The following is a 13,744-nucleotide window of genomic DNA, read 5'->3' on the forward strand; positions in this document are numbered from 1 at the left end:
TGGAGTCCCGGGGAACGGGAGAAGGTCTTGGAGGAAAGGACCGAAATGAGGACCGACGGCGGCTGGCCGGTGGAACGCCTGGTGCACAAAGAGGTGTCCGGCGGGGTGGCGACGATCACCCTCGACTCCCCCCGCAACCGCAACGCGTTGTCGGTGCGGCTGCTCGGCGACCTGGAGGACCGACTCAACTGGGCGCTCGCCGAGGAGAGTGTCCGGGTGATCGTGCTCACCGGGACCGGTCCCGTGTTCTGCGCGGGCGCCGACCTGAAGGAGCAGCGGGTCGCGCCGGGGGACGCGCACGAGGCGCCGGTGACCGCGTCGTTCCCGGAGATCATGAGCCTGATCTGGGAGAGCCCGAAGCCGGTCGTCTGCCGACTGAACGGTACGGCTCGGGCCGGAGGGCTCGGCCTGGTGGCGGCCTGCGACTTCGCGATCGCCCCCGACTCGGCGTCGTTCGCGTTCAGCGAGGTGCGGCTCGGCGTGGTGCCCGCGATGATCTCGGTGACCGTGCTGCGGCGGCTCGACCCGCGCGCCGCCGCCGAGTACCTGCTCACCGGCGAGACGTTCGACGCCGCCCGCGCCGCGCAGATCGGGCTGCTCACCCGCGCCGTGCCCGAGGAGGAGCTGGACGCGACGGTCGCCCACTACACCGGCATGCTGCTGCGCGGCGGCCCCGAGGCGCTCGCCCTCACCAAGCAGCTGGTGCGGACCGTGCCCGAGCTGAGCGTCGAGGAGGGCATGCGCCAGATGGCCGAGCTGTCCGCGAAGCGTTTCACCTCCGCCGAGGGCCAGGAGGGGATCGCCGCCTTCATGGAGAAGCGGCCCGCGTCGTGGATTCCCGCGCCGGAGTCGAGCTGATGTTGCGCGTCGCCAACTGCTCCGGCTTCTACGGTGACCGGCTTTCCGCCGCCAGGGAGATGGTGGAGGGCGGTCCGATCGACGTGCTCACCGGCGACTGGCTCGCCGAGCTGACCATGCTCATCCTCGCGGGGAACCGGTCGAAGGGCCGTCCCGGCTACGCGCCGACCTTCCTGCGGCAGCTGGAGGAGGTCCTCGGGACATGTCTGGAGCGGGGCGTCAAAATCGTCTCCAACGCGGGCGGGCTGGATCCGGCCGGGTGCGCCGAGGCCGTGCGTGAGCTGGCCGGACGCCTCGGGCTGCCGGTGCGGGTCGCCCACGTCACCGGTGACGACCTGACCGGCCGTGACCTGGGCGGCGCGCCCAACGCCGACACCGGTGAGCCGCTGCCCGCCCCCGCCCTGACCGCCAACGCCTACCTGGGGGGCCGCCCGATCGCCGCCGCCCTGTCGGCCGGGGCGGACGTGGTGGTGACCGGCCGCGTCACGGACGCCGCCCTGGTCACCGGGCCGGGGATCTGGCGGTACGGGTGGGGGCCGGACGACTTCGACGCGCTCGCCGGTTCGGTGGTCGCCGGGCACGTCATCGAGTGCGGCTGCCAGGCGACCGGCGGCAACTACGCGTTCTTCGGCGAGGTGCCCGACCTGGCGCACTGCGGGTTCCCGCTGGTGGAGCTGGAGGCCGACGGCTCCAGCGTGGTCACCAAGCACCCGGGGACCGGCGGGCTGGTCTCGGTGGGCACGGTCACCGCGCAACTGCTGTACGAGATCGCCTCACCCCGCTACCTCGGTCCCGACGTGGTCGCGCGCTTCGACACGATCCGGCTGGAGCAGGAGGGCCCCGACCGGGTCCGCGTCTTCGGGGTGCGCGGCGAGGCGCCTCCCGACTCGCTCAAGGTCGCCGTCAACTACCTGGCGGGCTACCGCAACACCATGACGCTCGTGCTGACCGGCCTGGACATCGAGGCCAAGGCCCGGCTGGCCGAGGAGGCCATCTGGTCGCGGGTGCCGAGGGAGTCGTTCGACCAGGTCCACGTGGAGCTCACCCCGCTCGCCGGGACCGCCCTGCTGCGCGTCACCGTGATGGACGCCGACCGGCGGAAGGCCGGGCGCGCCTTCTCCTCGGCCGTGGTCGAGACCGGCCTGGCGAGCTATCCGGGCTTCTACGGCCTCACCCCTCCCGGTGACGCCTCGCCGTACGGGGTCTACTGGCCCACGCTCGTCCCGGCGGAGACGGTGCGGGCCCGCGTCTGGCTCGACGGCCGCGAGCTTCCGGCCGTGCCCGGTAGGGACGACGCGTCAGGCGCGGGCGAGGCGTCCGGCACGTACGTACCCGGCACGGACGAGAAGCCCGGTGTGCCCGGATCCTCGGAGGTGACGGCCTCGCCGGCCGCGAGCGGCGGTGGAGGTGAGGCGGCGGGCTCGGTGGACGACGCCGACCTCGGACGGCACGGCGGCGAGCGCGGCGACGGTGAGACCGCCCGGGTCGCGCTGGGAACGGTCGTGGGCGCCCGCTCGGGTGACAAGGGCGGCAACGCCAACCTGGGGGTCTGGGTCGCCACGCCGGAGCGGTTCGAGTGGCTGGAGGCCCACCTCACGGTCGACCGCCTGGCGGAGCTCCTGCCGTTCACCGCCGGCCTGCGGGTCGAGCGCTTCGAGCTGCCCAACCTGCTCGCCCTCAACTTCGTCGTGCACGGCCTGCTCGGCCGGGGTGTGGCCGCGAGTCCTCGTCTCGACGCCCAGGCCAAGGCCCTCGGGGAAGAACTCCGCGCCGGGTTCGCCGACATCCCCCGGCGCCTCCTCTGATCCGCTCACCCCGCCACGGCGACCTTCCATCACGCCGGGCCGGGGAGTACGCGGTGACGGCCTGCCGCAGACTCGGCATCGTCTTGAGGGCGCCCGCGGGGGCAGGGGTCCGGCAGCCGGGGTCGTGCTCCGCGCCACCCCGTTGAACCGGTTCGCCCTCGTCCGCAGATTCATGTCACATACGGGGAGATGTTCAGCTGCCGTGCGCCGAAATAGGCGGAATACGCGCCGTCCGGCTTTGAAACCTTCATGCAACCTTCCGAAATCTAGGATTGCACGCAATTGCTCCATGAGTGTGATTCGGGGAAGGACTCAAACATGCGCCTCCGGTTTCTTGGCTCCACCTCTGAGGCGGGGGCCTGTCCCTCCCTCTACGAAACCGATCGCGGGACCATCGTGGTGCAGGGTCTCCGGGTGACCGACGCCGAGGCGATGGCCGACCTGCGCCACGTCCTGGACGGCGAAACCGCCGTCGAGGTACCCCGTGAGCTTCTCGTAGAGATCGCCCGCCGAGTACTTTCTGTAAATATTGGTCACGATTAGGAGTGCTCTATGGTTTGATCCACATGCTCGGGGCTAGCGTCGTTCCGCACCATGGGGAGGCGACGTGAGCACGCGGGAACGACGGGCGGACCACAGCCGCGGCACACGGCCCGCAGGAACGGCCGAGGAGATCGGGTGAGCGGGTTCCAGCAGGCCAGGACCGAGCTCGGCATGCGACTGCGGCACCTGCGAGAGACCGCCCACCTGTCGGGCAAGGACCTGGCCGAGCGGCTGAGGTGGCAGGCGTCCAAGGTCTCCAGGATCGAGAACGCCCGCCAGACCGTCACCGAGGACGACGTCACCCGGTGGGCGCGGGCGGTGGACGCCTCCCCCGAGGTCGTCCAGGCGCTGTTGGAGCAGGCCGCGGGCCTGCTGGACCGTCAGGACTCCTGGCGGCAGCGGCACCGCGGCGCGCTGGTCACACTCCAGGAGGACATCCGCGACGTGGAGGCGCGGACGACCCTGCTGCGGGCCTTCGAGCCCGGCGTGATCATCGGGCTGCTGCAGACCACCGAGTACGCCCGGAGCATCTTCACGCGGATCAAGCGCCTCTACCGGGAGCCCGAGGAGATCGACGCGGCCATCCGGGTGCGCATGCAGCGCCAGGACGTCCTCTACGACCAGAGCAAACGCTTCAGGTTCGTCATCCCGGAGGCGGCGCTGCGCTACCGGCTGGCCCCGCTGAACGTGATGCGCGGGCAGCTCGACCGATTACTCGCGGTGACCGCGCTGCCGAACGTGGAGTTCGGGGTGATCCCCTTCGAGACGCCCCTGCCCTCGGCGCCGCTCAACGGTTTCTGGGTGTACGACGAGGACCATGTGACGGTGCCGACCAGGACGAGAGACCTGCTTCTGCGCGACCCGGAGGACGTCGCCTTCTACATGCAGGCTTTCGAGGAACTCCGCGAGGTCGCGGCCTTTGGCGAGGGCGCCAGATCGGTGATCGTCCGAGTACTCAGCGATTTATCCGGACAATTAAAGGACTAAACCCTGCAATTGCTTGATTAGCATCCCAAGATCGTGCAATTCTCTGTCCAGACGGAGGTGACTCACGATGCTGGACACGCTGTCTTGTCTTGAGAGATTCATTGCCGCCATACGGCTGCACGGCGACCTTTCCGTGCAGCGGATCTCGTTCGGCGACCCCGCGTACGTCTACGTCCGCAACCGTTTCAGCAACACCCTGGCGGAGACCGTGACCTGCGCCCAGGACGGCGGCTTCATCACCTCGTGGGGATATCGGCTCGGCACCAGCGACGACATCGACGACGCCGCGGCCCGGCTCGCCTTCCTCCTCGCCGCCATGCCCACCCCCCGGATCTGAGCGCCCCGGCACCGGGCCGGTCTCCCGTACGCCGGGTGCCGCGAAACCGCCCTCGCGCGTGGGCGCACGTGGGTCCGCCACTCAGTCCTGTCCATGCCGCCTCGACCCGTCCGACCGCGAATCCCGGTGCCGCCAATCGGACGGCAATCGGTCGTTCATCGCCTGCTCGGACACTCGTGGGGAGGCAGGCCGCCGATCCCGGCGGCCTTGCCGGCGCGTGACGCCTGTCGGGGCGATCGAGGCGGTCCGTCATCCAGCTCACACCGACGGAGAGGACTCCGATGTCCGAGCAGACGAGCACACCCACCTTCGCCGACCAGGTGCCGGAGACGGACTTCCCGGAGTGGGCCAGTGCCGTTCGAACCGACCTGCAGACCTATATCAAGACCCACGTGCCCGACTTGGCCAGCAAACGAGACCCTTTCGAGGCCATCGACAAAAAGCTGTCAAGCCTGACGTACGCCATCGCCTACTACGACAAGGCCGAGAGCACGGCTCGCGAGGAGTTCATCGCGTGGCTGGAGGAGAACGACACGGGCGCTTGGGGGACCTTCGTCGCCCATACGACCCGGATGGAGACGCTGAAGGCTCAGGAGAAGGAGAGGAAGGACAAGGACTCACTCGCCTCCAAAGCGCTGGAAGAGGCGCAGCGCCTGACCAGGAAGTACGGTGCGGGCGCGGGCAGAAAGGCGGGCACGGTGATCGCCGTCGTCAGCCATGCCGGGACGGGCAAGACCTGGTCGGGGACGAGCGGAGAATACTCCCTCTCCACGAAGCATCCGCTCATGGCGAAGGTCCTGACCGGCGTGAGCCAGGTCGAGGATTGGCCGATCACCGCGTGCGGAGAGGTCGCCGCGATGAACGCGTACCTCAACAGCACCGGTATCACCGAGATGGCCAAGATTCCCAAGGACATGCTCTACTTCCACGCCCAGACCTGGAACGCGACCGGCGGGAAGTGGCAGGCACGCTCCGCGTGCGGGAACTGCGACCAGTGGCTGAAGAAGATCGGCGCCAAACGGATCTGAGACCCGCTCGCGCCGGCCGCGCTCCGGCTCACCTTCCCCCCTGATCGAGGGCTGAGGAACAGGCGGTCCGCGCCGTCGCCCGGATGCGTGCCGAAGCCGTGCTCACCAGGATCAACCGAAGCCCCCGGGCCGACCGGTTCGGGGGGAGGGTCACCCGGGGACGTCAGCTCTCGGCCGGCACGTCGGGGAAGTCGGCGAGGCCGCGGCCGACCTCGCGGGCGGCGGCGACCCGGGCGTGATGGAGCATCCGGCTCCGCGACATGTTGCCGGCGTGCAGGGTGTATCGGACCACGAGGCCGTCGAGCATGCCGTCGATCCGCTCGGCCGAGCCCAGCGGGTCGTCGCAGGTGAACTCGCCCGAGGCGACACCGTCGGAGATCACCTGGCCGAGGATCTCGATCCAGGCGCCCTCAAGCTCCAGCAGGATCGCGCGGACGTGTTCCTCGCGCACCCCGACGGCCCAGGCGTCGACCCAGAGGATCCAGCTCTGGTCGGAACGGGAGGCGGGGATGTAGAAGCGCAGGACGCGGTCGAGACGCTGGAGCGCGGTGCCGGGACCGGCGACGATCTCCTTCAGCCGCTGGACCTCGGAGTCGCTGGTGCTGCGGAGCATCTCGGTGATGAGATCGTCCTTGGTGGCGAAGTGGTAGTGGATCAGCCCGCCGCTCACGTTCGTCGCCTTGGCGATGTCGGCGACGCGGGTGCTGGCCAGCCCGCGCTCCAGCACGACTCGCCTGGCGGCTTCAAGGAGCTCTGCTCGACGCTGGTCGGCCTGGTCGGCGCGGCTGCTGCGCGCCCCTCCTCCGCTATGCACGGCGCAAGACTACAGCAGCTCGGACCGCCGCTCACTACTCCTGATCAGCGGATCAGTCAATACCTGCACGCCTGTCTCATCGGCTGTATTCGGTCACCGTACGGGCGAAGAAGACGGTGACCGAATACGGGCGACCGCCGGGGCGTCGCAACGTCACCGCCGGCCTCAGCCGCGGCGGTGGAAGGGCTGGTCGGAGGCACAGGACGAACTCCCTCCTCTGCCCTCGGACGACGTTGAAGCCCGTGGAGAGCCCGCGAAGAGCCCGGTGCGGACGGCCAGGTCGCCGTGGCCGGTACGTCGCGGTGAGAGAGGCCTCGGCCATGGCCGGGGGCTGTGCTCAGAGGGTCATTTCGCGGCGGGGGCGGAGAACGTCATCACCCCGAGGTGGCCGTCGCCCTCCACGGTCAGCTTCATCAGCAGGCTGTCGTCGTAGATGGAGTCGGATTCGTTCCTCAGACGCTGCCCGGTGTGGTCGGCGTACGGCCGTGCCGCGTAGACCTGGTCGGAGACCGTCTCGTCGCAGAACATCTGGGTGGTCAGCACCCGGGAGTCGCCGATGTGCACCATCGCGTGGATGTGCACGCTACGTCCCTGATACCAGCCCGGGTAGATCGTGACGAACTCCACGATGCCGTCGGTGTTGGTGACCTGGGCGCCGCGCAGGTAGCGCTTCTCGTCGGTGGGCGTGGCGTCGGCCATGCCGTCGTCCGCTCCCGGCCCCTGGACGCCCTCTCCCTGGCCGCCGGGGCCGCCACTCGGCGGCGCGCCGGTCGGGCGCTCTCCCGTGGGGCCACCGCCCGCCGCCTGGGAGGCGCTCTCGAAACCGGAGTAGACGCCTCCCGCGTCGCAGTGCCAGATCTCCACCACCGCGCTGGGAATCGGTTCACAGGTGGCGGCGTCCAGCACCCGGATCGCCACCCGCAGCGTGCTCCCCTGCCTGTCCTCGCGGATGTCGCTGCGGATCTTGCCCGCGTCGAAGTGGTACGGCCCCTGGGTGGTCTCCTCGGTCAAAACGCACGTCGGCGCGTCCTCGAACAGCGCGGCCAGTCCGGTCGAGGAGGCGGTGGTCGGCTGAACGGTCGCGGTGCCTCCCGTCGTCGTCGCCACCTGCGTGGTGGTGCTGTCCGATCCGGCGCAGGCGGCCAGCAGCGTCCCGAGGCCCACGGTGCCGAGCCCTGCCAGAGCCGTTCTCCGGTCGATGTTCTTCATGGCGATGCCTTCCTCGTGTCGGCCCCTCGTGTCGGCCCCCACGCTCACCGCGCCCTCTGGACTCTCGCTGAGCGGGTCCTTAACGCTTGATGAGAAGCCTCACGGCGCCGCGGGAATGTGGGCGCGGGCCGAGGAGCCCGGCAGGCGGACCCGCGCCAGGATGCCGCCGCCCTCGGCGTTCCTCAGCTCCACCTCTCCCCCGGCGTCACGCACCGCCTTGGCGACGATGGCCAGCCCGAGCCCCGAGCCGGGCATGCTGCGGGCCGAGGAGGACCGCCAGAACCGGTCGAACACGTACGGCAGCTCCTCCTCCGGGATGCCGGGGCCGTGATCCCGCACGGTCAGCTCGCCGTCGCCGAGCCGCACCTGCACGGGTGCGGCCCGGTCGGCGGAGAACTTCACCGCGTTGTCCAGCAGGTTCACCACGGCCCGCTCCAGGGCCGCCTGGTCGCCCAGCAGGTACCAGGGGCTCAGCTCCACCTCGATCGAGGTGTCGGGGGCGCGCAGCCGCGCCCTGCGTACGGCCGCCTCGACGACGTCGTGGAAGGCGACCTCGACGTGCGGTTCGTGCTCGTCCTCCGACCGTGAGAGCTGCAGCAGGTCCCCGACGAGCGTGGACATCTCCTCGAACTGGGCCTTGAGGTTGGTCAGCAGCCTGCGTTTGGGAGCGGCGTCGAGAGGGCGCCCGGCGTTCTCGCTGCGCAGCAGCAGGTCGATGTTGGTGCGCAGGCTGGTGAGCGGGGTGCGCAGCTCGTGGCCCGCGTCGGCGATCAGCCGCCGCTGGCGCTCGCGGGAACCGGCCAGCGCGGTGGTCATCGCGTTGAAGGAGACCCCCAGTCTGGCGATCTCGTCGTTGCCCTCGACCGGGATCCTGGTGTCGAGGTCCTCGGTCCTGGCGACGTACTCGACGGCCTCGGTGAGGCGGCCGACGGGACGCAGCGCCGTACGGGAGACGAGCAGCCCGGCGGAGGCGGCGCCGAGCACGCCGAGCGCGGTGACTCCCGCGAGGATCCCGGCGAGCGTGGCGAGGGTGGTGCGGACCTCCTCCAGGGATCGGGACTCCATGACCGCGACACCGGGCCGGACGTTCCTCGTCAGTACCCGGACCTCCTCGCCGTCGTCGGTGACGCCGTTCCTGAACACCTGCCGGCCCGGGGGGCCGTGGGTCAGGGCCAGGTCCGCCGGGGTGACCTTGACGGGGGTGGAACCGGCCACGCACCTCTCGCCGTCGGCGTAGAGGAGCTGGATGGGCGCGAGGCGGGGCAGCGGCCTGCGACCGGGGGCCTCTCCGGGGTGATCGGGACCATCGGGGACCTTTCCGGGATGGTCGGGACCTCCCGGAACCCCCACCCCTCGCGGCCCTTCGTGGCAGTAGGGAGCGATCCACTCGATGCCCTGCGGCCGTCCCTCCAGCGAGCGCTCCACCTGCCGCAGCAGCTCGGCCTTCACCACGAACCAGCACAGCGCCGCGCACACCGCGATCGCGAGCGCCACGGCCGCCGCCACCAGCAGGGTGAGCCGGGAGCGCAGGGAGCGGCGCCCGTTCACGCGGAGGTCCGCAGCACGTATCCGACGCCCCGGACGGTGTGGATCAGCCGGGGGCGCCCGCCGATCTCGGTCTTGCGGCGCAGGTACATGACGTAGACGTCGAGGGAGTTGGAGGACGGCTCGAAGTCGAAGCCCCACACCTCGCCGAGGATCTGCTCCCGGGTGAGCACCTGGCGGGGGTGGATCATGAACAGTTCCAGCAGCAGGTACTCGGTGCGGGTCAGCTCCAGCGGCTCGCCCGCGCGGGTGACCTCGCGCCCCGCGGTGTCCATCCGCAGGTCGCCGAAGATGAGGACCCCGTCGTCTTGGGCCGTGGGGGCGCTCAGGGCGCCGCGCCGCAGCAGCGCCCGGACGCGGGCCAGCAGCTCGTCCAGCTCGAACGGCTTGACCAGGTAGTCGTCGGCCCCCGCGTCCAGGCCGGACACCCGGTCGCCCACGGCGTCGCGGGCGGTGAGCATGAGCACCGGCAGGTGGTTGCCCGCCGCCCTGAGCCTGCGGCAGGCGGTCAGCCCGTCCATCCTGGGCATCATGACGTCGAGCAGGACCAGCTCGTACGGCTCCCGGTCGATCGCCTCCAGCGCCGCCTGGCCGTCCGGGGCGACGCCGACCCGGTAGCCCTCGAACTCCAGGCTGCTCTGCAGCGCCTCCCTGAGCGCGGGCTCGTCGTCCACGACCAGCACCCGCGCCGCCTCACCCTCAGCCATGACCTCCACGGTAGACGCACACCATGAGAGCGGGATGAACGCCTCAGGTGAGCGGCGCCATCGCTGCCATCGCGGCGTTGTGGCCGGGGATGCCGCTGACGCCGCCGCCGCGCCTGGCGCCCGCGCCGCAGAGCAGGACGCGCTCGAAGGCGGTCTCCACGCCCCAGCGCCCCGGTTCCCCGTACGGCCAGGACAGGTCGCGGTGGAAGATGTGACCGCCGGGCAGGCCCGCCTCGTTCTCCAGGTCGACCGGGGTCTTGGCCTCCAGGCAGGGGCTGCCGTCGGGGGCGCGCAGCAGGCAGTCCTCGACGGGTTCGGCGAGCACCTCGTTCATCGAGGCGAGCGTGGCGCGCAGCGCCGCCTCGCGCGCCCCCACCGGGTCCTCCCGGAACAGCCTGGCCGGCATGTGCAGGCCGAACAGCGTCATCGTGTGGGCTCCGCTCCGGCGCAGCTCCGTGCCGAGGATGGAGGGGTCGGTCAGCGAGTGGCAGTAGACCTCGGCAGGGGGCAGCGAGGGGATCAGTCCCGCCGACGCCTCCCGGTACGCGCGGGCGAGCCGGTCGCGGCCCTCGTTGATGTGGAACGTGCCGCTGAACGCGGCCGCGGGGTCCACGCCGGTGTCCCTCAGGCGCGGCAGCCGGGAGAGCACCATGTTGACCTTGAGCTGTGCCCCCTCGGGGGTGGCGGGCTCGGCGTCCCCGAGCAGCCGGGCGAGCACGGCGGGCGGCACGTTGGCCAGAATCCGCTCGCCCGTCACCGTGTGCTCCCCGAGGGTGTCGCGGAAGGAGACCTCACCGGAGGGGTCGACCGCGAGGACCTCGGCGCCGGTCAGGATCTCCGCCCCCGCGGCGCGGGCGGCGTCGGCGAGCGCGCCGGAGACCGCGCCCATGCCGCCGACGGGGACGTTCCAGTCGCCGGTACCGTCGCCGATCACGTGGTAGAGAAGGCAGCGGTTGGCGAGCAGGTCCGGGCCCGCGGGGTCGGCGAAGGTGCCGATGAGGGCGTCGGTGAGGACCACGCCGCGTACGGTGTCGTCGGCGAACCGCTCGTCCACCACCTCGCCGATCGGGCGTTCGAACAGGTCGCGCCAGGCCTCCTCACCGACGAGGTTCCGCGTCGCCGCGCGGTCGGCGAGGGGTTCCAGCAGCGTCGGCGCGATCCGCCGGGCCACCTCGGCGGTCATCCCGTAGAAGCGCCGCCACGCCTCCAGCTCACCGGTGCCTCCGGTGACCCGGGCGAAGGAGGCGGCCGTCCGCGCGGCGTCGCCGTTGTCGACGAGCAGCCCGGTGTCGCCCACCGGCGTGTACGAGGCGTACCTGCGCCGGCGCAACTCGATCTTGAGCCCCAGGTCGGTGACGATCTTCGAGGGCAGCAGGCTGACCAGGTAGGAGTAGCGCGAGAGCCTCGCGTCGACCCCGGGGAACGCCTGCGCCGAGACGGCGAGGCCGCCGACGTGACCGAGGCGTTCCAGGACGAGGACGCGTCGTCCGGCGCGGGCGAGGTAGGTGGCGGCGACCAGGCCGTTGTGGCCGCCTCCGACGATCACGGCTTCGTAGCGAGAGCGGAGCACGAGACCTCCCGATCGGTGATGGATGAGGTGGATGGGATGAGGTGAGGGAGCCGGTCCGGGGTCATCGCCGCTCGCGGGCGGCGGAGAGGGTGATGTCGAGGAGGGTGGCGGCGGGGCCGGTGAGGACGCGGCCGTGGCGCCACACCGCCCGCAGGCGGCGCGTGAGGTCGATGTCCTTCGTGGGCACCTCGACCAGGCGGCCGGTGGCCAGTTCGGCCTCCACCGCGTAGCCGCTGAGCACGGCCGGGGCGGCGCCCTCGCGGGCGGCGCCCTTGACCGCGGTGTTGGAGCCGAGTTCCAGCCTCGGGGGGGCGACCGTGTGGCCGGTGAGCGCGAGGTCCAGCGTCTCGCGGGTGCCCGACCCCCGCTCGCGGACGACGAGCGGGGTGGCGGCCAGCTCCGCGGCGAGCAGCGGGGTGCGACGACGCGCCCACGGATGCCCCGGCGCGACCACCACCACGAGCCTGTCGGTGGCCACCACCCGCGACACCAGCCCTGCCGGGACCGATGGCCCCTCCACGAACCCGAGCTCGATCTCCCCTCCGATCAGCCTCGCCACCTCGGCCGAGTTCTGCACGTCCAAGCCGACCTGGACCTGGGGCTCGCGATCCTGGAGCTCGCCCAGCCAGCGCGGCAGCAGGTATTCGGCCACCGTCATGCTGGCGGCGATGTGCAGGTGCGCGGCCCGGCCGTGCCGTACCGCCTCCGCCCCCCGCATGAGCTCCTCCGCCGCGGCCAGCACCTGCGCGGCCCAGGCCGAGACCATCACGCCCTGCGGGGTGAGGGTGGATCCGCGCGGGGTGCGTTCCAGCAGGGGCAGCCCGAGACGGCGTTCCAGCAGGGAGATGCGCTTGCTCACCGACGGCTGCGCGATGCCCGCGGCCCGGGCGGCCTGGCCGAGACTGCCCAGGCGTTCCACGTCGACGAGCAGGCGCAGGGATTCGAGGTCGGGCAGCTCACTCATAGCGCCAGGCTATGACCTGCCACAGAGGTGACGGCTACCGGCCTCCCGGCGTCACACCGACACTCGGGGCATGCCCGTCTCGCACTCCCCCCGTCCTGTCGGCTCCGCCACTCAGTCCCCGACGACGCCCGTACGCCCGGCACCAGGCTCGGCCGCGGCACCGACATCGGCACCGGGCGCGCGGCCCGGAACCCTCGGGGCGTTCGGGAGGCTCGCGCCGGGGCTCGGGGCCGCGATCGTCGCGGTGGTCCTGGCGACGGCCGCGACCGGGGTCGTTCCGGGGGTGAGCGCCGGCGTGATCGCGGTGTTCCTCGGGGTCGCGCTCACCAACCTCGGCGGCCTGCGCCGGTCGCTCGTCCCCGGGCTCGGGTTCGTCTCCCGCCGGGTGCTCCGCCTGGCGATCGTGCTGCTCGGCCTGCAGATCGCGTTGCCGGAGCTGCTGGCGCTCGGCTGGCGGGCGCTCGCGGTGGTCGCCGCGGCGACGGGCGTCACGTTCGCCGCGACGCGGTGGATCGGCGGCCGCCTCGGGGTGGGGCCGCACAGGTCCCTGCTGATCGCGACCGGCGTGTCCGTCTGCGGGGCGGCGGCGGTGGCCGCGATGCACGAGGTCGCCGACAGTGACGACGACGACGTGGCGGCCGCGGTCGGCGTGGTCGTCCTGTACGGCAGCGCCTCGATCGTCACGCTGCCCCTGCTCGCGGGGGCGTTGGGACTGACGTCGCGGCAGCTGGGACTGTGGGCGGGGGCCTCGGTCCACGAGGTCGCGCAGGTGGCGGCCATCGGCGCGGCGGCCGGAGCGGGTGTCCTGGTGAGCGCGGTCGCCGTCAAGCTGGCCCGGGTCGTCCTGCTCGCCCCGATCGTCGGGCTGACCTCCGTCTCCCTGCGCCGTGCCGCGACGGACCGCTCCAAGACCGGGGGCCCTCGGAACGCGGAGAGCGCCGCAGACGACGGGAACTCCAGGAGCACCGGGAGTGCCGGGAGCACCGACGGCACGCTGCGGCGCCCGCCGGTGGTGCCGCTGTTCGTCGCCGGGTTCGTCGCGGCCGTGGCTGCGCGGAGCCTGGGCGCGGTGCCGCCCGAGATCATCGAGGTGGTTCCCGGTCTCACGGCGGTGCTGCTCGCCGCCGCGCTCTTCGCCCTGGGTACCGGTGTGGATCTGAGAAAGCTCGCGCGGGGCGGGCGATCGCTGCTCCTGGGCGGGATCGCCACGGCCATCATCGGCGGGATCTCACTGTTCGGGGTGCTGGTCATTGGCTGATCTTTAAGTGGACGTCTCCCCGCAACCGCCGTAACGTGCTCTTTTTGGGGAAGACGGTGTCGTTTACACCGTTCCAAAAGCAAGCAATGATTACGACCTCGGACAAGGAGACAGAACCA

Annotated in this window: 13 protein-coding genes; 7 read left to right on the forward strand and 6 right to left on the reverse strand. The window is 71.5% G+C overall.

Annotation, left to right across the window (positions count from 1 at the left end; translation table 11 throughout):
- Positions 1-45: 45 nt before the first annotated feature.
- The 6 genes from ACFY3V_RS12360 to ACFY3V_RS12385 all read left to right on the forward strand — a co-directional run bounded on the left by ACFY3V_RS12360 (position 46) and on the right by ACFY3V_RS12385 (position 5,558).
- Positions 46-858: an enoyl-CoA hydratase-related protein gene (locus tag ACFY3V_RS12360; protein WP_362900754.1), complete on the forward strand. Its 813-nt coding sequence runs from the start codon at positions 46-48 to the stop codon at positions 856-858.
- Positions 858-2,663, forward strand: a complete 1,806-nt coding sequence (locus ACFY3V_RS12365; protein WP_362900844.1) for an acyclic terpene utilization AtuA family protein — start codon at positions 858-860, stop codon at positions 2,661-2,663. The genes ACFY3V_RS12360 and ACFY3V_RS12365 overlap by 1 nt, the downstream gene beginning before the upstream one ends.
- Positions 2,664-2,981: 318 nt before the next feature.
- Positions 2,982-3,206, forward strand: coding sequence for a hypothetical protein (locus ACFY3V_RS12370; RefSeq protein WP_350944002.1), 225 nt, complete (start codon positions 2,982-2,984; stop codon positions 3,204-3,206).
- 135 nt (positions 3,207-3,341) lie between these two features.
- Complete coding sequence (locus ACFY3V_RS12375) at positions 3,342-4,193, forward strand: helix-turn-helix transcriptional regulator (RefSeq protein ID WP_350944003.1); 852 nt, start codon at positions 3,342-3,344, stop codon at positions 4,191-4,193.
- Between the two features lie 67 nt (positions 4,194-4,260).
- The gene (locus ACFY3V_RS12380; RefSeq protein ID WP_350944005.1) at positions 4,261-4,530 is read left to right on the forward strand and encodes a hypothetical protein; all 270 of its coding nucleotides are present in this window, start codon (positions 4,261-4,263) and stop codon (positions 4,528-4,530) included.
- 281 nt (positions 4,531-4,811) lie between these two features.
- Positions 4,812-5,558, forward strand: a complete 747-nt coding sequence (locus ACFY3V_RS12385) for a hypothetical protein (protein ID WP_362900749.1) — start codon at positions 4,812-4,814, stop codon at positions 5,556-5,558.
- A 163-nt stretch (positions 5,559-5,721) separates the two neighbouring features.
- Here ACFY3V_RS12385 and ACFY3V_RS12390 read toward each other — a convergent pair whose 3' ends face one another.
- The 6 genes from ACFY3V_RS12390 to ACFY3V_RS12415 form a co-directional block, all read right to left on the reverse strand.
- Positions 5,722-6,372, reverse strand: a complete 651-nt coding sequence (locus tag ACFY3V_RS12390; RefSeq protein ID WP_362900747.1) for a TetR/AcrR family transcriptional regulator — start codon at positions 6,370-6,372, stop codon at positions 5,722-5,724.
- A 345-nt stretch (positions 6,373-6,717) separates the two neighbouring features.
- Positions 6,718-7,581, reverse strand: coding sequence for an intradiol ring-cleavage dioxygenase (locus ACFY3V_RS12395; RefSeq protein WP_350944009.1), 864 nt, complete (start codon positions 7,579-7,581; stop codon positions 6,718-6,720).
- Between the two features lie 99 nt (positions 7,582-7,680).
- Positions 7,681-9,129 carry a HAMP domain-containing sensor histidine kinase gene (locus ACFY3V_RS12400; protein WP_362900744.1) on the reverse strand — a complete coding sequence of 483 codons (1,449 nt, stop codon included), beginning with the start codon at positions 9,127-9,129 and terminating at the stop codon, positions 7,681-7,683.
- Positions 9,126-9,833 carry a response regulator transcription factor gene (locus tag ACFY3V_RS12405; protein WP_362900742.1) on the reverse strand — a complete coding sequence of 236 codons (708 nt, stop codon included), beginning with the start codon at positions 9,831-9,833 and terminating at the stop codon, positions 9,126-9,128. The genes ACFY3V_RS12400 and ACFY3V_RS12405 overlap by 4 nt, the downstream gene beginning before the upstream one ends.
- Positions 9,834-9,876: 43 nt before the next feature.
- Positions 9,877-11,403, reverse strand: a complete 1,527-nt coding sequence (locus tag ACFY3V_RS12410; protein ID WP_389772682.1) for a phytoene desaturase family protein — start codon at positions 11,401-11,403, stop codon at positions 9,877-9,879.
- Between the two features lie 61 nt (positions 11,404-11,464).
- Positions 11,465-12,367, reverse strand: coding sequence for a LysR family transcriptional regulator (locus ACFY3V_RS12415; protein WP_362900738.1), 903 nt, complete (start codon positions 12,365-12,367; stop codon positions 11,465-11,467).
- Positions 12,368-12,437: 70 nt separating this feature from the next.
- Between ACFY3V_RS12415 and ACFY3V_RS12420 the strand changes: the two genes are divergently transcribed.
- Positions 12,438-13,625, forward strand: a complete 1,188-nt coding sequence (locus ACFY3V_RS12420; RefSeq protein WP_362900736.1) for a putative sulfate exporter family transporter — start codon at positions 12,438-12,440, stop codon at positions 13,623-13,625.
- Positions 13,626-13,744 lie beyond the last annotated feature (119 nt).

The organism is Streptosporangium sp. NPDC000095 (genome assembly GCF_042899335.1).
In the GTDB taxonomy this organism is placed as follows: domain Bacteria; phylum Actinomycetota; class Actinomycetes; order Streptosporangiales; family Streptosporangiaceae; genus Streptosporangium.